17 protein-coding genes are annotated in these 18,657 nt (G+C 56.2%); 14 read left to right on the top strand and 3 right to left on the bottom strand.

The window, feature by feature from the left end:
- The first annotated feature begins 31 nt into the window (after positions 1-31).
- The 6 genes from ACN9MZ_RS26080 (at position 32) to ACN9MZ_RS26055 (ending at position 8,099) form a co-directional block, all read left to right on the top strand.
- Complete coding sequence (locus tag ACN9MZ_RS26080) at positions 32-361, top strand: hypothetical protein (protein WP_426339724.1); 330 nt, start codon at positions 32-34, stop codon at positions 359-361.
- A 24-nt stretch (positions 362-385) separates the two neighbouring features.
- Entirely contained in the window at positions 386-1,213 is an 828-nt protein-coding gene (locus ACN9MZ_RS26075) for a metallophosphoesterase (protein WP_426339723.1), read from the top strand.
- Positions 1,214-1,383: 170 nt separating this feature from the next.
- Positions 1,384-4,122 (top strand): type VI secretion system Vgr family protein, encoded by a 2,739-nt coding sequence (locus ACN9MZ_RS26070; RefSeq protein WP_426339722.1) that lies wholly within the window; start codon positions 1,384-1,386, stop codon positions 4,120-4,122.
- 33 nt (positions 4,123-4,155) lie between these two features.
- Positions 4,156-6,333 carry a T6SS effector phospholipase Tle3 domain-containing protein gene (locus tag ACN9MZ_RS26065; RefSeq protein WP_426339721.1) on the top strand — a complete coding sequence of 726 codons (2,178 nt, stop codon included), beginning with the start codon at positions 4,156-4,158 and terminating at the stop codon, positions 6,331-6,333.
- Positions 6,330-7,808, top strand: coding sequence for a virulence factor (locus ACN9MZ_RS26060; RefSeq protein ID WP_426339720.1), 1,479 nt, complete (start codon positions 6,330-6,332; stop codon positions 7,806-7,808). Before ACN9MZ_RS26065 ends, ACN9MZ_RS26060 begins: the two co-directional genes overlap by 4 nt.
- A 27-nt stretch (positions 7,809-7,835) precedes the next feature.
- Positions 7,836-8,099 (top strand): PAAR domain-containing protein, encoded by a 264-nt coding sequence (locus ACN9MZ_RS26055; protein ID WP_426339719.1) that lies wholly within the window; start codon positions 7,836-7,838, stop codon positions 8,097-8,099.
- A gap of 366 nt (positions 8,100-8,465) precedes the next feature.
- Here the strand turns inward: ACN9MZ_RS26055 and ACN9MZ_RS26050 are convergent, their stop codons facing one another.
- The gene (locus ACN9MZ_RS26050; protein ID WP_426339718.1) at positions 8,466-9,059 is read right to left on the bottom strand and encodes a hypothetical protein; all 594 of its coding nucleotides are present in this window, start codon (positions 9,057-9,059) and stop codon (positions 8,466-8,468) included.
- Between the two features lie 258 nt (positions 9,060-9,317).
- On the opposite strand from ACN9MZ_RS26050, the gene ACN9MZ_RS26045 reads away from it, so the two are divergent.
- The gene (locus ACN9MZ_RS26045; RefSeq protein WP_426342959.1) at positions 9,318-9,500 is read left to right on the top strand and encodes an H-NS family nucleoid-associated regulatory protein; all 183 of its coding nucleotides are present in this window, start codon (positions 9,318-9,320) and stop codon (positions 9,498-9,500) included.
- A gap of 246 nt (positions 9,501-9,746) precedes the next feature.
- On the opposite strand, the gene ACN9MZ_RS26040 is transcribed toward ACN9MZ_RS26045, so the two are convergent.
- On the bottom strand, positions 9,747-10,775 hold the full coding sequence (locus tag ACN9MZ_RS26040; RefSeq protein WP_426339717.1) for an IS5 family transposase: 1,029 nt from the start codon (positions 10,773-10,775) through the stop codon (positions 9,747-9,749).
- Positions 10,776-10,852: 77 nt separating this feature from the next.
- Here ACN9MZ_RS26040 and ACN9MZ_RS26035 point away from each other — a divergent pair, with 77 nt between their 5' ends.
- The 6 genes from ACN9MZ_RS26035 to ACN9MZ_RS26010 all read left to right on the top strand — a co-directional run bounded on the left by ACN9MZ_RS26035 (position 10,853) and on the right by ACN9MZ_RS26010 (position 16,208).
- Complete coding sequence (locus ACN9MZ_RS26035) at positions 10,853-11,491, top strand: hypothetical protein (RefSeq protein WP_426339716.1); 639 nt, start codon at positions 10,853-10,855, stop codon at positions 11,489-11,491.
- 330 nt (positions 11,492-11,821) lie between these two features.
- Positions 11,822-12,850 carry an IS5 family transposase gene (locus tag ACN9MZ_RS26030; protein WP_426338225.1) on the top strand — a complete coding sequence of 343 codons (1,029 nt, stop codon included), beginning with the start codon at positions 11,822-11,824 and terminating at the stop codon, positions 12,848-12,850.
- Positions 12,851-13,095: 245 nt separating this feature from the next.
- Positions 13,096-13,422, top strand: a complete 327-nt coding sequence (locus ACN9MZ_RS26025; protein ID WP_426339715.1) for a hypothetical protein — start codon at positions 13,096-13,098, stop codon at positions 13,420-13,422.
- A 241-nt stretch (positions 13,423-13,663) separates the two neighbouring features.
- Positions 13,664-14,239 (top strand): hypothetical protein, encoded by a 576-nt coding sequence (locus ACN9MZ_RS26020; protein WP_426339714.1) that lies wholly within the window; start codon positions 13,664-13,666, stop codon positions 14,237-14,239.
- A 444-nt stretch (positions 14,240-14,683) separates the two neighbouring features.
- Positions 14,684-15,055 (top strand): cupin domain-containing protein, encoded by a 372-nt coding sequence (locus tag ACN9MZ_RS26015; protein ID WP_426339713.1) that lies wholly within the window; start codon positions 14,684-14,686, stop codon positions 15,053-15,055.
- Positions 15,056-15,242: 187 nt separating this feature from the next.
- Positions 15,243-16,208: a hypothetical protein gene (locus ACN9MZ_RS26010; RefSeq protein ID WP_426339712.1), complete on the top strand. Its 966-nt coding sequence runs from the start codon at positions 15,243-15,245 to the stop codon at positions 16,206-16,208.
- Positions 16,209-16,221: 13 nt separating this feature from the next.
- On the opposite strand, the gene ACN9MZ_RS26005 is transcribed toward ACN9MZ_RS26010, so the two are convergent.
- A complete protein-coding gene (locus ACN9MZ_RS26005) occupies positions 16,222-16,938 on the bottom strand; it encodes a substrate-binding periplasmic protein (protein ID WP_426339711.1) in 717 nt (238 codons plus the stop codon).
- A 74-nt stretch (positions 16,939-17,012) separates the two neighbouring features.
- On the opposite strand from ACN9MZ_RS26005, the gene ACN9MZ_RS26000 reads away from it, so the two are divergent.
- Positions 17,013-18,617, top strand: a complete 1,605-nt coding sequence (locus ACN9MZ_RS26000) for a mechanosensitive ion channel family protein (protein WP_426339710.1) — start codon at positions 17,013-17,015, stop codon at positions 18,615-18,617.
- Positions 18,618-18,657 lie beyond the last annotated feature (40 nt).

Genomic DNA, 18,657 nt, shown 5'->3' with positions numbered 1-18,657 from the left:
CTACAGCCAAAGTTACCTCGGAGGACCGGCCATGGCATGGCACAAGATCGGAAATAGCTATTACAGCGACGCGGAGGTGCGGGCCCAATCGGCGAATCTCTTCCAATTTTTGCTTGACGTTGGCCTGCCCGGTTTCATTGCCTATTCAGGAGGTGCGGCGCTGTTCAGAGCGTTGGCTCACTACCAATTTTTCCTGGTGCACTCCACAACTTCTAAGCTCATTTGCATCATGGCAGGGTTCCTCATCTTTGGCGTCGTTTACTCACTGCGAAAGATGCTCATTGTCCTGACATTCTTGAGTTTTATCGGCCTGGTCTTCCTAGGCGTCTCAATGGAATTCTTCCACTGGCTCAACACCTAAGCGGTTCGCGAAACTTGAGTTCGTTTGAACCACGCATCTACCTCAACCATAAGAGGTTCCGAGAAAATGCGGATTTCCTTATTTTCTGACCTTCATTTGGAGCTGTGGCGCGAGCACGCACCACCGATAGATATCGCGGGTGAGAAGCCAGACGTTGTTGTACTTGCAGGGGATATCCACACCGGGACCAAAGCGATCGCATGGGCCCAATCCAAATTCCAGGATGTACCGGTTGTATATGTTGCGGGAAATCACGAGGCCTACGGCCACAACTTGGAGCCGTTGTTGGACTCTCTCCGCTCGATGGCATCGGAGACTCCGAATGTCCATTTCTTGGATTGCGCTGAATTCCGGCATAGAGACGTCAGATTTCTTGGTGCGACGCTATGGACGGACTTCGAGTTGTTCGGAAGAGACCTTCGCCTGGAGTGTCTTCACGATGCCCAGCGCATGATGAATGACTATCGTCGAATTCGTCTAGCAGATGCGGGTTATCGTAAGCTTCGCGTTGGCGATACCACTCGCCTGCATGGGAAACACCGCACTTGGATCCAGCAAAAGCTGGACGAACCGTTCGAAGGAAAGACGGTCGTGGTGACTCATATGGCCCCCTCAATTAAATCGATTCAAGAGGAGTATTCGGACAGCATACACACACTATCTGCCGCCTACGCCTCTAACCTGGAGCACATTGTTGGACGTGCAGACCTATGGCTCCATGGCCACACGCATCATTCAGTAGATTACTCGATAGGGAAGTGTCGAGTGCGTAGTAATCCTTGTGGCTACATGATTGCTGGTGGAAAAACCGAGAACCTGGCCTTTGATCCGAGAATTATTATCGACCTTTGACTCAACGCCAATGGCAACGTGTGGTCCTTTCGATCTGACTCGGTGCCGCTTTGGCATCATCTGGCTCATGGCGCGGCCGTCAATGTTAAAAATTTCAATCGTGCATCAATAAAGTGTTAAATAAAATATAATATCGCCTCCGAAATTTCCGTTTTTTCAGGAGTGCACGCATGGCCCCACGCCTCCCAGGCCTTGATTTGACCGGGCTTACCGAAGCCAATCGTCCGATTCGCCTCCGCCTATTCCGAGGCGAGGGCGGCGCCGACGACAAATTGTTGGTGAGGCACGTCAGCGGTGTGGAAACCATCTGTGGCGGTATCGAATACAGCCTCCTGTGCGTATCGTCCGAAGCAGGCCTGCCGCTAAAGCAGTTCATGGCTAATCCCGTTGAAGTGCAGTTCGTTACCGATACGGGTGGTCTGCGTTCCGTCTGCGGTATCGTCGCATCAGCGATAGAAGGCCAAGGCGACGGCGGCCTGGCCACATACCAGTTGATTGTGCGCGACGCATTGTCTCTGCTCGATAAGGCCAGCAATACCCGCGTGTTCCGAAACGCCAGTGAAGTCGATATCACAAACACGATCTTGCGCGAGTGGCGCGAAGCCAATCCTGTCGTTGCACGTGCATTCCAGTTCGACCTGGGGCACCTGAAGACTTACCCAGCGCGTGAATTTACCATGCAGTACAACGAATCGAATGCCGCTTTCCTGCAGCGCCTCTGGAAGCGGCGCGGCATTGCGTGGTTCATCCGTCCCGGCGCATCCAGTGAACATGGCAGCGATGACGCACCGGCCCACACGCTGGTGCTGTTCGACGATGCCATGTCTCTGGAAGAGAATGCCGCCGGCACCATCCGCTACCACCGCGACGACGGCACCGAGCAGCGAGACACTATTACGGCCTGGCACGCGGTAAGGCAACTGACTCCCGGCAGCGTCAACCGCCGCAGCTGGGATTATGTGCAAGCCTGGTCGATGGGCAGCCAGAATCTCAACGAAAATGACCAGGGCAAGCTTGGCAACCAGTTCGCCAGTGGCCTTGATGACTACCTGGTCGATGTGCCGCATGCAGGCGACAACGACGCCGATTACCGCAGCCTGGGCACCTTGCGCATGCAACGGCATGAATACGAGTCCAAGTTCTTCCAGGGCGAGGGCAGCGACCGCAATATGTGTGTGGGCCAGTGGAACCGGGTGAGCGGCCACCCGGAGCTGGAGTCCCATCCGGAAGATCAGCATGAGTTTGTTATTACCGAATTGCGCGTGGAGGCCGAAAATAACCTGCCGAAGGCCTTCGACGACCGCGTGCGCCGCCTGTTCGCGCTCAATCACTGGCGCGCCGACGGCAACGGCATGGAGCAGGCCAGCGCCGAACGCGGCGTTCGCTACACCAACCGCTTTACCTGCGTGCGACGCGGCATTCCCATCGTCCCGCGTTACGACCCGCGCATCGACCTGCCGCGCACCGAGGCGCAGAGCGTTACAGTGGTCGGACCCGTCAACGAAGAAATCCACTGCGATGCGCTGGGCCGCGTCAAGATCCGATTTGCCGGCTGCCGCAACGAAGACCATGAGCACGCCAACGGTGCCGGCGCTTCCGACAGCGAGCGCGACTCGGCGTGGGTGCGCGTGGCAAGCGGCTGGGCCAGCGCCCAGTATGGTGCAATCTCCCTGCCGCGCGCCGGGGACGAAGTGATCTGCGTGTTCCTCGGCGGCGACCCGGACAAACCGTTGATCATCGGCCGCGTACATGGCGGCAAGACCAACCCGCCATCATTCAGTCATCGCAGCCGGCTGCCCGGCGACAAATACCTGTCCGGCATCAAGAGCAAAGAGGTCAAGGCGCAGCGCTATAACCAGCTGCGCATGGACGACACGCCAGGCCAGATCAGCGCCCAATTGGCCAGTGAGCATGGGCACAGCCAGTTGAACCTCGGTTACCTGACCCACCCGCGCTGCGACGGCGAAGGCGACCCGCGCGGCGAAGGCTTCGAGCTCGCCACCAACGACAGCGGCGCCATTCGCACCGCCAAGTCGCTCCTGGTCTCCGCCTGGAAGCGGCTGGACGCTTGCGGCAACCAGCTAAGCAGCGACGAGCACCTGGCCCTGATGCAGGATTGCCTGGACCTGTTCAAGTCCCTTGGACAGTACGCCGCCGAACACCAGGGCCTGGCGCTGGATGCCGAGCCGCAGGCTGAACTCAAAGAACATGTGGACGCCGCTGCCGGCGGCAGCAATACCGATCGCCAACGCGACGGCGGCAAGCCGACGCTGAGCATGACGGCGCCGGCCGGCATCGCGCTCAGTACACCGAAAACGCTGGTCAGCTACGCTGGCGTGAACGTCGACACGGTGGCCCAGCAGCATATGCAGTTCACCAGCGGCCAACGCTTCAATCTCAATGCAGGGAAAGGCATTTCGCTGTTCTCGCACATGGACGGCATCACCCAAGTGGCGCACAAGGGCAAGTTCCTGCTGCAAAGCCAACTGGATGACATGCAAATCAATTCGGCCAAGGACATCAAGGTCACCGCTGCCAAGCGCCTGATCATCATGGCCGAAGACGAGGTGACTCTGATGGTCAGTGGCGGCGCTTACCTGACGCTAAAAGGCGGCAACGCCGAAATCGGTGGCCCGGGTCCGCTCACCGTGAAGACGGATGGCCACCACTGGAACGGCCCCGCAAGCGCCGCGACCGATCTTCCAAGTTTCGAATCGGGCGATTTTGGCCGCGTACCACGCCTGCTGCGAGCTACCGATGGCAAGCCGGTGGAAGGCATGAAGCTGCATGTCGAGCGTGCCGGCGACAGCCCGATGGCAGGCGTCAGCGATGGCGCCGGTACCGGCGAAAAAATCGTCGCCGACCGCCTGCAGCAGATCAAGGCCATTTTCTATCGTCCGCGCAAATGAAGCGCACCCTGTACTAGCCTGGAAATTGCATCAATGACGAAGCCCTTATCTTTCGACAGTCCGATTGAAGATCCATGTAACCTGATCGTCGGCGCCAAGAGTGGCGTCTGCCTGGTCGATCCCAAACACCTCGACGTGATCGCCCAGATGCCGCTGCCTGGCATTACCATTTTCGTGCACGGGGTGAATTCCGATGGCGAGTGGTACACGCAGACGGAAGAGGGCATCTGCAAAGGCCTGAACGACCGCCTCAAACGTAATGAGGGACAGATTGTTCATGCTACGCCGGAAGGCGGCCAGCTACGGCCAGCCAAATATATGGAGGAGTTGACGCCGGATGGGTTCATTAATCCCAAGATGAACCCGCAGACCTTTGTTTCAAGCGAAGGCAGCTTTTCGCCGGTCATTCACTTTCGCTGGGGCTATAAAGCCAGCAGCCTAGAATTGCAGACCTATGGGGATCAGGTCTATCTCAATGAAGACGATTATTGGGGCGGTGGGCCTTTTGCGAATGGCTGCACCTCTCTACCCGACCTATGGGGAAGCGGCATCGATGATACCTTGTTCCTGTGGCTGCACGTGCAGCACATGAACCCGACCAATGACCGTACGGTGTATTCATGCCCACCACGGCCCTACTACGTACTGGCTGCACTGCGCCTCGCAAAATTGGTCGAATCGATTCGAAAAAAGCAGGCGGACACTCCCATTACCATTGTTTGTCACAGTCAAGGAAACATGATCGGCATTGCCGCAGCCTTCTTGGGTGACCGCCTAAACCCGGTGAGCGACGCCACCGGCAAGGCTGGTAACTGCGTGGCCGACACCTATGTGCTGTGTAACCCACCATACAGCCTGCTCCAAAAGAATCCCACTCAAACGTGGGCGGAGCGCGGCATGAAAGATGCGGAGGGTGACCGGGGACGTACCAGCGGTGAGGCCCGCTATAAGACGCTCGCCGCCTTTTTCGAGATCATTCGCAAGCAATCGACGTTCGAGCAACCGGCCGCCGTTATCGATGAATTGATGAAGAATGAAGCGCACGGCTTCGATGCGCGGGGCGACCGCAACAAGTACGGGTATGGTGACACGCTTTCAACGCTCGGGCGCGTAACGCTGTATTTCAATCCGCACGATCAGGTGATTTCTTCTACAACGATCCAGGGCATCGGCTGGCGCGGCCTGAGCCAGCAGGAGATCAATGCGACCAACGGCCATGGCGTTTTCAGTCAACGTGTCTTTGCGCAAGGCTTTAAAGTTGGTGAACAAGGTCATTACGATTTTGCGCAAGCAATGAAAGACCGTAATTTGAAGGAATTTTGGTATCCGCCATCGCCGGTTGCAAAGTACTCCTTGTCAAAGGGCTTGGCCGCCAACACGAATATCTTCGGCAAGGTGATGACGATCGCCACCGCGCCGGTGATGATTGTGGCAACGACCGCATTGCGAACTCGTATCAACGGCGATCCGCCCAAAGAATGGAAAACGCCGCTTACAGCACCGAACCTCCCCGAATCGTTCTTGCCCGTAGCGATGCGATTCGGTCAGGCGTGTGCCGAATTCGATCAGGGTTACGACGCGCCTGGTGATTCGCGCAATAAGCTTCGCGAACGTGATGCCGACGATCCCTATGCCGGTGACCGGACTATTCCCCGTGGGGGAATTGAGGGGCACGCTGCGCGCAAGGGCAACGATGCGGCGGAAGGGGACGCGGCATCCGAAGCCGGCCTACGTTATGAACATCATGCGATGCTCCGGATGGAGGCAAAACGTGATGGAAAGTATGCTAAGGACGAGAAAGTAATGCAAGAGGATAAGCCCGGCACTGCGACTGAAGAATACAATGCTTGGCGCACGCAGAAAATCAGAGAATGCTTGGCAAAGAACATTGACACCCATGCGACTGACCACTCAACCATCATGACCAATGGCATGCATGCGCAGAGAGCACTTGCGTATGATGTTGCGGTCGGCGCTTGCTTCATTGGCGAAAAAGATTTGAGCAAACTCCGTGTCGCTGCAGACTGGCGCTTCCTTGACGGACTTGAGGATGGCGATTCCATTCGACAGTTTAAGGAGTACTTCGAACTTGGAAGATTCAAGAAGCAAGCGGTTGCTGATTGGGCGGAAAACGATCCCGAAGGGAAAATGCCCGTCAAAATTGTTAATGAACGGGGCTTCTTCGCCAAAGTACCGAAGGGTGCGCAATGAACGTCTTAATTGAAACTCGCCCGCGTCGTGTTGCTTGCACACTCCTCGCTTTTGTCCTCGCAGTACTCGGGGCCCTATTTTTTACTAGGGCTTCAAATTTTTCCTCGCCTCAATTGCTATCGGATGGCCAACTCATGACTCGCTTTTTGATTTTACCCAGTATGTTCGCTGCCGGTGTGCTGACACTGCTAAGTTTGGCGGCTCCAGGGACAGCACAGGCGGAGCCAGCTGTTGCTACGTCAACGATACCGGAAACGGCAAAACCGTTCCAAGCACAAGTCGTTGGATTGCAATGGCTTAATCCGCTACAGCGACGCGACTATCCAACCGAATGGCAATTGCTTTGGACTTTAGGGCAAGCCCAGCCTAATAAAGACGATGACATGGTAAAGTCAGATCCCAAGTCATTTTCGAAGCTGCAGGCGATAGGCATTATCGCGAGCGGCAATGAAGGGGCGGAAACGTTCAAAGGATTTCATCACAAGTACGTTGATTCGCTGACGTTACGATTCCACAAGAATTACTTTTCCAGTCCCACATACTTCTATAACGCTCATTCGCTAAAGGACAAGAAGACTTGGCGCGAATTGGCTGGAATTCACGTCGAGTATGCGTTGCCCGAGGGGCGCCTTGATCCAATCGAGGCTGCAACCTACACGCGAGAGCGCATCGTTGATACATTTGACATTGGTAATCCTAACTTCCCCAAGGCATGGAGCCGGAGCACGCCACCGGACGTACGCGTAACGATGGGCGGCGCCAATGCTGGATTCAAGTCGTTGGCTGCTGGTCTCGACTATTTACAAGCGCATCCGACTGAAACAGTCTGGGTCATGAACTGGGACGCTCCAAGCTTCCCTCCGAAAGATGCGCAAATCAACGAGAACATGGTGTTGTTGGTGCTCGCTGGCCCAAACTACAACACAGAACGTGCACCACTGGCATGGATTGGCTATCCGGTTTCCAAGAAGGTGGCAGACTTCGAAGCCCAAAAAGGTCAGCCGCCCCGGCAGATCCAGGCATGGAAGGCCGCTGTAGAAACAGCTGCTCGAAACGCAGGTAAGCAGGACGGCGACATTGGTTACGTCATCCATGATGCTAACAATACTCATTCTGGTTCGTCTGAACGCATCGGCGCCTTGGCGCAAACACTTACCACTGAGTTGGTGGACTTCGATTTCAAGAAACAGACCTTTAATACCCCGGCTCTATTGGGCGAAATGGGTGCTGGCACGGCGCTGACCAACGTTGCACTTGGCATTGCCTACGCTAATCACTTGGGCAAGAACGTGCTGGTGGCGGGCACAACCGACGCCGAACAGCCAACGGCAGTTGTGGTGAGTCCACCCGCCAAGATACGCCCGATCGATCCGAACGCGCCGTGGTTCCGCGCGCGTGGTGGCGGCAGCGCATTCCTGCCTTGGTGGGGATTGCGCCACGATGCAAGACCGGAGCCGCAAGGCTATTCCGATTGAGATGAGCAGGATGCGTAGGGAATCCATATGCACGGTGTAATTCGCCTGAACGACCCCACCAGCCATGGTGGCATCGTCATCAGTGCATCGCCTAATTCCAAGGTCCATGAAATTGCTGTCGCCCGCAAGGGGGACAGTTGTACCTGCCCTGTACCAGGTCATGGTGTCTGCGTGATTGTTGAAGGAGACCCGAAGGTACTGATTGACGGCATTCCGGTGGCGTTTGATGGTCACAAAACCAGTTGCGGAGCCACCCTTATAACAACTGCCCCGAAGAGCACGCGTGAGTAGGGCTGGGCAATTGCCAATCAAAGCGATAGCAGCGGCGTTTATGTCGGCGCTATTTATGTTAGGTATTGGAGTTGGACTCACGCTATGCGCCTCTACATGCGTGAGCTGCTTCGCGCAGAATGTCTCAGAGGATCCTTTGCTGGGATATCTAGCTAGGGCGAGTAGTCACGGGCCTCTATGAGGAGTCTCGCGCAAGTGTCACAGTCACTTGCGCGCAATCGTTGAAGAATGCGTCGGCCAAGACGTGGGCAGTTCGAGTGCCGGCAGCACTTGCTCGGTAGGGCGCGATCGGTCTGGCACATCGTTTACCACAAGCCGTGGGCAGGGAGGCATCCCCGGCCCTCCAGGCTGAACTTCAAATACTGTTCACGACCAATAGTAAAGATACAGTGGGCATCCGAGGATGCCCACTACATAGATTGCGAGCACCCAACGCGGATCCTTAAGTTTTGTGGCCAGAAACGGCTCTGCCCTCCGAACGTGGACGTTTAAAAGCGCCGCCATGAAGCCCATGGCAACGAGTATCAAGTACAGAAAAGTGAACAATGCCCACTCTGTCAGAGTGCCCGCCGATCGAAAGCCCACCAAGCCGATCACAAAAAGCGTAGACACTAACGCTCCTAGAGTCCAAAGCGTCATGTCGCCCGCCAAGCGGCGAAACACCCCGCCAATTCGGCCCAATCTCGAGTCGCGCGCCCAGATGTTCGATAGCGGTTCCATGTCCTTAAACATCATCGCTACTATCCCAAGCAAAATGGACACCGTTCCGATGATGTTCGCTGTGCGAAAGACAGAATTTGACTGACGCTTTAGATATTCGTTAGTTGATTGGGAGTCTATCGTTAGCGAGTAATAGGCGCCGATCGATGCAATCACAAACCAAAACGTCGCCCTAAAGACCAGATCTCGCCAGAGGTTTTCTTTCAGCCAGTCGTCAAACACGGTTTTTTCAGTTGCCATATGTAGTCCCTAGAAGTTGGAAGCATGAGTTCGTACTGCCACAGAAAACACTTTGGTGCTAATTGCAGGATGTAGGTCAAATTCACTCGCGTCGAGTTGATTTGCATGATAAATTCTGAAATCCATTAGCTAGCACAGGAGCAAGAATACATGAATACTTAAGCGGAGATTCAAGCGCAGATCGCAGAGTTGGAATCCAAAGCGAAAGAAGCGCGGGCATTGGAACTAGCTGGTGCAAAGGCGCAAATCGCCGAAATCATGACGACTTACGGACTTACGATTGAAGATCTGCGAGGTATCAGGCAGGCTAGGTCGTCCAAGGTGCGCCAACGGGTGCCAGCAAAGTATGGGAACCCTGAGACTGGCGCGACTTGGACTGGACGAGGCCGAGTTCCGCTCTGGTTGATCGGGAAAAATAAAGAAGATTTCCTGATCAAATAGCCTCACTCCGGCAGCAAGCCATAACGAGTTTCTTTTCCACCTCGCCCCCAAGAGCAGCCATTTCTCTGAACAACGATTCCTAGAATAGACAATGGACACTAGGGAACCTCGATTTACTGGCAGTTTGAGCGGTGACACCGAAAAAATAGCTGCCTACAAAGCGGCCGCGCCACGATCGCCGCCATTTTCATGGCCATTTTTCTGTCCGAATCCGCCTTTTGGGACGGTTCAGACGGACCTCGGGCGTCAAAACGCCGAAATCTTCGCCTCCTTCAGGTAACAAAGGCGACGCAGGTTGTACGCGGCGGCCTTCCAGTTCAGTTGCAGCGTGGCGCGTGCCAGACCGATCGAGCGCAGCATCTTGCCGCCCAGCTGCGCCATGCCGGCAAAGACATGCTCGACGCGGGCGCGCGGGCTGGCGATGCGCCGGTTGCGGCGCTGCTGAGCCTCGGACAGCGGTTTGTCCTTGTTGCCTTTGCGCTGGATGTGCATGCGGTAGCCCTCACCGGTAAGCCGCTCTTCGCGCTTGTGATTGACGTAGCCTTTGTCGGCATAGATATCCCGGCTGGTATTGGCCGGATCGAGCACGTCTTCAAAATGCAGCGTGTCGTGCTCGCTGGCGGTGCTGATCTTGATTTTTCGGATCAGCTTGCAACGCTTGTCCACGTTCGCCGACAGCTTGTAGCCGAAATAGGATTTGCCGTGCTTTTTGGTCCAGCGCGCATCCAGGTCTTTCTGACGTCGCTTCGGCGGCGACCAGTCGGCTGGCATGGCGTTCTGGTCCACGACGAGGGATTTTTCTTCCTTGTTCAGCGATTGTTTCGGCGCCTGGACGATGGAGGCGTCAATCATCTGGCCGCCTCGGGCGATGTAGCCATGCCGGGCCAGTTGCCGGTTGACGGCGTCGAACACGCTTTCGCTGGCGCCGGCCTTGATCAGGCGCTCTTTGAAAGTCCAGATCGTGGTGCGATCGGGGATCTGGCTGGAGTCGCGCAGGCCGGCGAAGCGCAGGAAACTGAGCCGGTCAAGCAACTGGAATTCCATCTGCTCGTCCGAGAGGTTGAACAGGTGCTGGATCAACAGAATCCGCACCATCACCTCGGTAGGAAACGGTGGTCGTCCGCCGCGCTCGCGGCCGGGCCGTGGCGCTGCTTCATCGACTGCGTCGGCCAGCGCCGCGAAGTCGACATGCCGCTCCAGTACTTGCAGCGCGTCGCCCAGCTTCGTCAGCTTGGCTTCGCGCTCCTGAGCGGCAAACAGGTTGGGTTTCATCATGGCAGTGTCGTCAAGTTTGATGCGCTGACATCATGCCATGGCTGAGGTAGTTTTTCGAGGTACCCACTAGTGTTCTTTTGGTAAAAAGTGTCGGCGAAGATAAGTCGACACAGAATTTTTTTGAAGAGATCAGACGAGCTGGGATTGATGATCGATACCTAGTTTGTCGCCTCGATGAGACGAGCCTTACAGATTACCTCAAGGAGCTTTATGTAAAAAAGGGCATCTCCTCATTATTTAATTTTTCTATAGTATGTGACGCGGTACTTCATCCTGGGCTTCATGTCGATGAAATCACTAATGTAATAGTGGAATCCATAATGGACATGAAGGGGGTGCGAAATCTTATTGTGATCGATCCCTACTTATTTGCCAGCGCTACCGATTCGATGGCCTTGGATTTGCTTAGGTTAATTATAGGAGCAATCGGTGAGGATCTGGAATCAGTTACGTTGATCACCAATGGGAAAGCGCGTAATAAACGGGAGATTTTATTTAATGCAATAAAATCGGTAAAATCATCGATAAATGTTAAAGACGTGAAAACTGATGAGTTTCATGATCGCTTTTGGATCGATCCTGAATCGAATAAAGGCGTCGTCATGGGGACATCATTAAACGGAATTGGGAAAAAGATCGCGTTGATTGATAAGTTGCAGAGCCACGATGTGAAAGAGATATCGAGGCTAGCACTTAAGATTATGAAGCCCAACTAATGCCGTCAACGCATTTGCTCCGCATTTTTATGAGGATGTGGAATTGTTAATGAGATCGGGGCTATTGATCAAACGTGTCCTTTGAGTTGATATAAATGATCAAATTATGGATATTTTTACTTTTATAAGCAAAGTCATCGACTCTTTAGCATGGCCTGCGACGATTGCCCTGGGCATATTCCTTGTACGAAAGCAATTACCTGAGATTGCTCGTTCCTTGAAGTCCATTAAATTTAAAGATTTCGAGATGACTTTCGAGAGAGAAGGGTACCTCGAAAAACTACCTCAGCCATGGCATGATGTCAGCGCATCAAACTTGACGACACTGCCATGATGAAACCCAACCTGTTTGCCGCTCAGGAGCGCGAAGCCAAGCTGACGAAGCTGGGCGACGCGCTGCAAGTACTGGAGCGGCATGTCGACTTCGCGGCGCTGGCCGACGCAGTCGATGAAGCAGCGCCACGGCCCGGCCGCGAGCGCGGCGGACGACCACCGTTTCCTACCGAGGTGATGGTGCGGATTCTGTTGATCCAGCACCTGTTCAACCTCTCGGACGAGCAGATGGAATTCCAGTTGCTTGACCGGCTCAGTTTCCAGCGCTTCGCCGGCCTGCGCGACTCCAGCCAGATCCCCGATCGCACCACGATCTGGACTTTCAAAGAGCGCCTGATCAAGGCCGGCGCCAGCGAAAGCGTGTTCGACGCCGTCAACCGGCAACTGGCCCGGCATGGCTACATCGCCCGAGGCGGCCAGATGATTGACGCCTCCATCGTCCAGGCGCCGAAACAATCGCTGAACAAGGAAGAAAAATCCCTCGTCGTGGACCAGAACGCCATGCCAGCCGACTGGTCGCCGCCGAAGCGACGTCAGAAAGACCTGGATGCGCGCTGGACCAAAAAGCACGGCAAATCCTATTTCGGCTACAAGCTGTCGGCGAACGTGGACAAGCGTTGCAAGCTGATCCGAAAAATCAAGATCAGCACCGCCAGCGAGCACGACACGCTGCATTTTGAAGACGTGCTCGATCCGGCCAATACCAGCCGGGATATCTATGCCGACAAAGGCTACGTCAATCACAAGCGCGAAGAGCGGCTTACCGGTGAGGGCTACCGCATGCACATCCAGCGCAAAGGCAACAAGGACAAACCGCTGTCCGAGGCTCAGCAGCGCCGCAACCGGCGCATCGCCAGCCCGCGCGCCCGCGTCGAGCATGTCTTTGCCGGCATGGCGCAGCTGGGCGGCAAGATGCTGCGCTCGATCGGTCTGGCACGCGCCACGCTGCAACTGAACTGGAAGGCCGCCGCGTACAACCTGCGTCGCCTTTGTTACCTGAAGGAGGCGAAGATTTCGGCGTTTTGACGCCCGAGGTCCGTCTGAACCGTCCCAAAAGGCGGATTCGGACAGAAAAATGGCCATGAAAATGGCGGCGATCATGGCGCGGCCGCTTTGTAGGCAGCTATTTTTTCGGTGTCACCGCTCAAACTGCCAGTAAATCGAGGTTCCCAGAAGTTCGAGAAGCTGCTGCTGAAGTAAAGGAAGCGCTTTCGGCTTGGGATGCGGCGTCGAAACCCGGATTTGAGTTTGAGTCGGTATCGAGTCAACACATGACCTCTGTTTCGCACTATTCGCAAAGCGCGGCAATGCTCGAAGCATGGCTAAAGGTAGAAAGTGCAGCTGCCGACTTCGCGGCCAAACGACACCCCAATAGTACGCCGAAGTACCCTAGCCCTCTTAAGCTAAAAGAGATTCTTGTTAAGGCAGGCATTTTCAATAACCGCCAGGCCGATGCTTTCGATGCATTGCGCAAAATTCGAAATCAGCTGGTCCACGTTGTGAACGTTCAGTTCGATGAAGACACAGTCGCGGAGTACTTAGCGTCTGCGGAAACGATGGCCAGGTACATCGCGGAACAAACAAAAACCGTTCCTTGAGTTTCCTTAGTTGTTTGATTCAATCTTGGCTTAATGCGTTTGGTCGTGATGAGGCAATCGACGACGGCCAATCAACTAAACCAGCCGGCGCTTGGTGGGACGGTTGATAAGTTACGCTGAGGCCGTAGTCAGCAGCGGCTGGGCGCGAAAATGCCCGTCATGTTATTCACGTGCTGGAAGCATGTTGTCGCTTCGTAGAGAAGATCTCTGTATTGAGAAAATAACATAGGAAAAAGTCAAATTGGAAATTGAAAAGCGTCATTGGGCCGTTGCAGCTGCCTTGACAATAATTATGAGCATCTCCACCGCAATTGGAACGTTAGTATCATCATACTTGATGTTACCAATGAAAATGAAGGAGGAGGCTGAAAAAGCGGCGGTGGAGAGAAAAGCCAAGGGGATGCTGACCCATTGCGAAAAGCTTCAGATGAGTGCGTCGCTAGCAGCGGAGATTGAGTTCAGTGCAGATCGAGGTTATCCAAGCATTTCGCTGACTGAAGCCCTTGCTGCATCGGCGGCAAAAAAGCCGCTTCCGCAGAAAATTTCAGATAAGAAGCTCCTTGATGTTCAGCTTGTGCTGGAGAAGCGCTCTACTGAGTTGATTCCTTTTTTATCTGAGAGCGAAGCCAAGATTCTCCAATCGATAACATTACACCACTACGTAGTCACCCAAATGCGTACATCTAAGGTCCCGTTGAACAAACGCGTCCCACCGAGTGAGGGCGGATTTGATGGGAACGACGAGCTGAACCGGATTCGAGCGGGGGCATTTGAACTGGCTAAGGCATATAGAAGCAGATGCACCGAGAATACATAAATGCTTCATTCACACAGACTTTTGCTACATGCATGACGCGCTTGGATCCAAGGATCTTCACTGGTCTCAACCAGATGGGGCCGACAGCGCGTTCAAGATAAACCCAAATGGCTGATCCTAGTAAAGTGCGGTAACCCGCACATCTTTGTGCTTCATGAGTGGCTAAGTGCCGACGTTACACTGCAGGCGGCGAGAAAAAGCGACTTGGCAAGAAATCTCAAACTATGTGTCGCGATTCTCAAATATGTTCAAACTATGTGTCGCACCCCGATGAGCCGAATGGCGCGAAAGTTTCTAAGGTATTGATTTCTAAAGACGTACTGGCTCAAACTATGTGTCGCGCGACGACCTGGAAAGCCCGGCACTGCCGGGCTTTTTTGTATCTGAAGCCAGGAAGCTCAATAGGAGCGCGGCGTGACATTCCCCCTAAATTGAGGTACTTCAATGACTAACGTTGTCTCCCCGAATCAGATCGCGGCCGGACTTACCGAACACTGGTCGCCCCGCGTAGTGGCAGAACTTGACGACTCGTTCGTCAAGGTTGCCAAGGTACTTGGCTCGCTTACCTGGCACAGCCACGATAAGGAAGACGAGCTTTTTTATGTTCTCAAAGGCTCTTTAACTATCGAGATGGAAGACAGAACGGTGGTACTGCATGAAGGGGAGGCGTTCGTCGTCCCGAAAGGCGTCAGGCACAATCCTGTGGCTGTTGAGGAGTGCCATATCATGCTGATCGAACGAAAATCGACGCTTCATACCGGTACCGAAGTTACAACAAAAACGCGGAGCCTTGCCGATCAGTTGCGTCCGGTCTGAAAAGACCCTTCCGCATGGCGTCAGCGGTGTGGAGACCATCTGCGGCGGGATCGAATACAGCCCCGCTCTGCGCTTCTTCTGAAGCCTGCACGTCCAGCCGCCACGAACAGTTTGCCGCGCACGGCTGAAATCATGTTTCTTTGGCTTTTGTATAATTGCGCTTCTACTAATATTGCAATGATACAACATGGAAGAAGCCACTACCCCGGAACAACCAAAGCGCACCAGGAAACTGGGCCGCATCGCCGTCTACATCTTTGCCGCAGTCGGGCTGCTGTTCTCGGTGTTGATCGCCGTGATGGCGCTGCAATCCAAGCCGCAGGCGCCGCGCACCTTCGATGCGAACGAGGCCATCGACGGCGTCATGACGCGCAACTATGGCAAGTACTCGGAATCCCAGCAAGGCTGGCTATATGTCGATGAAACGAGCCACGTCACTTACCTCGTGACCGTGGTGCAGCAAAAGAAAGTGGACGGCAAGGAGGGCGATGAGCTCTACCTGGTTACCAGCGGCCGTGCCATCGCCAACAAAGACGAGGACGATTCGTTCTACGGCGTGTTCCAGCTGCGCTACCGCGACGGCCAGCTCTATGAATACAGCGATCCGCGCCGTCCGAGCGATGTCGAGCCGGTGACCCCGGAGCGCGTGCATTTCGAGGCCTTGAGTGCCGATGTATGGGGATGGGTGGTGAAGACCATTTCCAATGAGTCCGGCGCGGGCGAACATTTCACGACCACCAGGAACGTGGTCCTGGCGCCGCGCAACGATCAGATCGCGGTGCTGACCGAGTTCACTGCGGCATTCCAGGTCCTGGGCGGGGGCGATTGCAAGGAAACCGAAAGGCAGTACGCTGACTGGGAAAAAGCAAAGGCTGAAAAGAAGCCCGCTGCGGCCGAGGGGGAAAGCGCGCAGGAAGCCGCGAACGAGGAAGCGGAGGAGGAATACGAAATCGTTCCGCCGCGTTGCACCCAGCTGCAATGGGCTTATCGTACCGATCCGGTAAGCGATTCGACCTTCACCCCGCTGTACATCACGCGCAAGGCCGGCATGCAGGGCGGCGCTCAGGTCGCGGCGAAAACCTGGAAGGTGATGTTCGATCCGAAGAGCTATACCTACCTGTTGCCGGACGAGTTGAAGAACGTGGGCATGTGAGGCGGTACAGCCCCTAGCGGAATTGGGCCAGGATGCGCGCGAGCGTGCCGTCCCTGGTGATGGCAGCGATCGCGCGGTTCGCTTCTTCGAGGCTGAGATGGCCCTTGCGTGAGACCGCGCAGCGGGTGCTGAAGCTGGCCGCGGTCAGGGGCGGGTGCAGGTTCAGCGGAAAGGCCCGCAGGCGCTGCCGGTATTCCAGGACACCGCGCGCGATCAGCACATGGTGCACCCGGCCGCGTGCCAGTTTTTCGAGATTGGTTTCCATGTTGGGCGAATCGTCCCGTACAAAGCCGGCGCCCAGGATTTTTTCGATTTCAGGATGCTGGTAGCCGAGGATGGTGCCGATGGCCTGGCCACGCAGGTCGGCGATGGAATGCGGTTGCGGTTGGCTGGCATCGGTGACCAGCACTTCCTCTGCCGTAAAAACAGGCTCCGTCCATAGAAAGTCCCCTTCGATCCATTCCGGCGTATAGCCGCACAGGATGTCGGCCTCGCCCTGCTGCAGGGCCCTGGCAATGCGCTTGCGCGGCAGCAGCAGGAAGCGCAGCTCGCGTCCCGTGCCACGGGCCAGTGCCTCTCCCAGCATCTTGTGCACGCCGTCCGTCAGCCGGCCATTTTCGATGCGCGACATGGGCATGTCGGCCGCCCGGTCGACCAGCACGACAAGTTCGCCGCACCAGCCGGTAGGAGAGGAGAACAACAGGTAACAGAGGACGAGCAGGCGAAACATGTTCATGCGTGGCGAGTGCGGGGGCACGGATTGAGTTGTACCGCATTGTATGCAATGATGGCACGCAAATTGACATGAAGGAATCCATGCTGCTACGCACGCTTTTCTGTCTCTTTCTGCTGACGCTCAGCCAGTTGGGCCACGCCCTGCCCGCTGCCACGGCGGCGTCCCAGTCTGAGGCGCCGCTCGCGCGCCTTACTGTCGGAAACCGGACAGTCTTCGTGTTCCGCGCCATGCTGAGCGGCTATACCCCGCACGACCGAGCCGAAGCTGCGGAGAAACGCCTCGAACGCGCGCTTGCGCAAGGCGGACCGCAGCAGGCCAGCATCCGTTCGATCGCCGAGGGGACGCAAGTCCTGCTGGATGGCTCGCTGCTGTTCCTGGTATCTCCCGGCGACGTCAACGCACTGGCGGGCGATACCACCGACCTGCTTGCCCACGAAAGCGCCGCGCAATTGGGCAAGGCGCTGCTGGAACGCCGCGAGCAGCGCAGCCCGGCCTATATCGTGCAAGCGCTTGCGCTGTGTGTCCTGGCCAGTTGCGCGCTGGTGTTTTTCCTGTGGGGGCTTGCCGCGCTGCGCCGCCAGGGCAGGCGCCGGCTGGAGGCGATCCTGGGCCGGCGCCTGGCGCAGGTCCGGCTGCGCAACGTGCGCGTGCTGGATGCGGAACACCTGGTCCATTTCATGCGGCTCGCCATGGACGTCGTGGCCTGGTTCCTGGGGCTGCTGGCCGCCTATGTATGGCTGGCCTTTGTGCTGGCGCGGATACCGTTTGCGCGCAACTGGGGCGAGCGCTTGCAGCAGTTCCTGCTTGATACCGCTGCGGAAATCGCCAGTAACGTGGCGGCTGCGATTCCTGGCCTGCTGCTCGTTGCCGTCATTGTCGTCCTGGCGCGTCTTGCCAGCGCCACACTGGCCTCCTTTTTCAAGCGCATCGAAAGCGGCGAGCTGCATTTCGGCTGGCTCGATCGCGATACGGCCGTGCCGACGCGCCGCTTGGGAAAGGTGGTGATCTGGCTGTTTGCGCTTGCCATGGCTTATCCCTACCTGCCTGGTTCGCATACGGCGGCCTTCCAGGGCGTGACGGTGCTGGCGGGGCTGATGCTGTCGATCGGCGCGTCCAGCATCGTCGGCCAGGGGGCGGCAGGCCTGATCCTGATGTATACGCGGGCGCTGCGCAAGGGCGATTACGTCAGCATTGGCGACGTGCAGGGCACGGTGGTCGAACCCGGGATTTTCGACACCCGCGTGCGCACCGGCATGGGCGTGGACGTGGCAATGCCGAATGCCTGGGTGCTGTCGAATACGATCAAGAACTATTCGCGCGCCGTGCCGGGTGCCTATGTGGTCGATACGAGCGTGACCATCGGGTATGACACGCCCTGGCGCCAGGTCTGCGCCATGCTGGAGGAGGCGGCTGCAGCCACCGAGGGCATCGCTGCCGAACCGCGGCCGTACGTGATCCAGAGCGCCCTGTCCGATTTCTACATCGAATACAAGCTCGTGGCGTGCTCGGTACTGAGTTCGCCCAATAGCCGGGCCGAGCTGCTCAGCCTGCTGCACCAGCAAGTGGTCGATGTCTTCAACCGCGAAGGCGTCCAGATCATGTCGCCGCACTTCACGCAGGAACCGCAACAAGCGCATATCGTAGTGCCGGTAGAGCCAAAGCCGGCGGCATGATACGGCACCAGCGAAAAACGGTGGTATGATGATCGGCTTA

It is taken from the genome of Pseudoduganella sp. S-14, assembly GCF_049913285.1.
Taxonomy (GTDB): Bacteria; Pseudomonadota; Gammaproteobacteria; order Burkholderiales; family Burkholderiaceae_D; genus Rugamonas.
This window is presented reverse-complemented; position numbering and strand designations above follow the sequence as displayed.

Bases quoted from the DNA above. Each gene is read 5' to 3' on its own strand.
- ACN9MZ_RS26080 (WP_426339724.1), top strand. From the start codon at position 32: ATGGCATGGCACAAGATCGGAAATAGCTATTACAGCGACGCGGAGGTG.
- ACN9MZ_RS26070 (WP_426339722.1), top strand. From the start codon at position 1,384: ATGGCCCCACGCCTCCCAGGCCTTGATTTGACCGGGCTTACCGAAGCC.
- ACN9MZ_RS26065 (WP_426339721.1), top strand. From the start codon at position 4,156: ATGACGAAGCCCTTATCTTTCGACAGTCCGATTGAAGATCCATGTAAC.
- ACN9MZ_RS26060 (WP_426339720.1), top strand. From the start codon at position 6,330: ATGAACGTCTTAATTGAAACTCGCCCGCGTCGTGTTGCTTGCACACTC.
- ACN9MZ_RS26055 (WP_426339719.1), top strand. From the start codon at position 7,836: ATGCACGGTGTAATTCGCCTGAACGACCCCACCAGCCATGGTGGCATC.
- ACN9MZ_RS26050 (WP_426339718.1), bottom strand. From the start codon at position 9,059: ATGGCAACTGAAAAAACCGTGTTTGACGACTGGCTGAAAGAAAACCTC.
- ACN9MZ_RS26045 (WP_426342959.1), top strand. From the start codon at position 9,318: ATGACGACTTACGGACTTACGATTGAAGATCTGCGAGGTATCAGGCAG.
- ACN9MZ_RS26040 (WP_426339717.1), bottom strand. From the start codon at position 10,775: ATGATGAAACCCAACCTGTTTGCCGCTCAGGAGCGCGAAGCCAAGCTG.
- ACN9MZ_RS26030 (WP_426338225.1), top strand. From the start codon at position 11,822: ATGATGAAACCCAACCTGTTTGCCGCTCAGGAGCGCGAAGCCAAGCTG.
- ACN9MZ_RS26025 (WP_426339715.1), top strand. From the start codon at position 13,096: ATGACCTCTGTTTCGCACTATTCGCAAAGCGCGGCAATGCTCGAAGCA.
- ACN9MZ_RS26015 (WP_426339713.1), top strand. From the start codon at position 14,684: ATGACTAACGTTGTCTCCCCGAATCAGATCGCGGCCGGACTTACCGAA.
- ACN9MZ_RS26010 (WP_426339712.1), top strand. From the start codon at position 15,243: ATGGAAGAAGCCACTACCCCGGAACAACCAAAGCGCACCAGGAAACTG.
- ACN9MZ_RS26005 (WP_426339711.1), bottom strand. From the start codon at position 16,938: ATGTTTCGCCTGCTCGTCCTCTGTTACCTGTTGTTCTCCTCTCCTACC.
- ACN9MZ_RS26000 (WP_426339710.1), top strand. From the start codon at position 17,013: ATGAAGGAATCCATGCTGCTACGCACGCTTTTCTGTCTCTTTCTGCTG.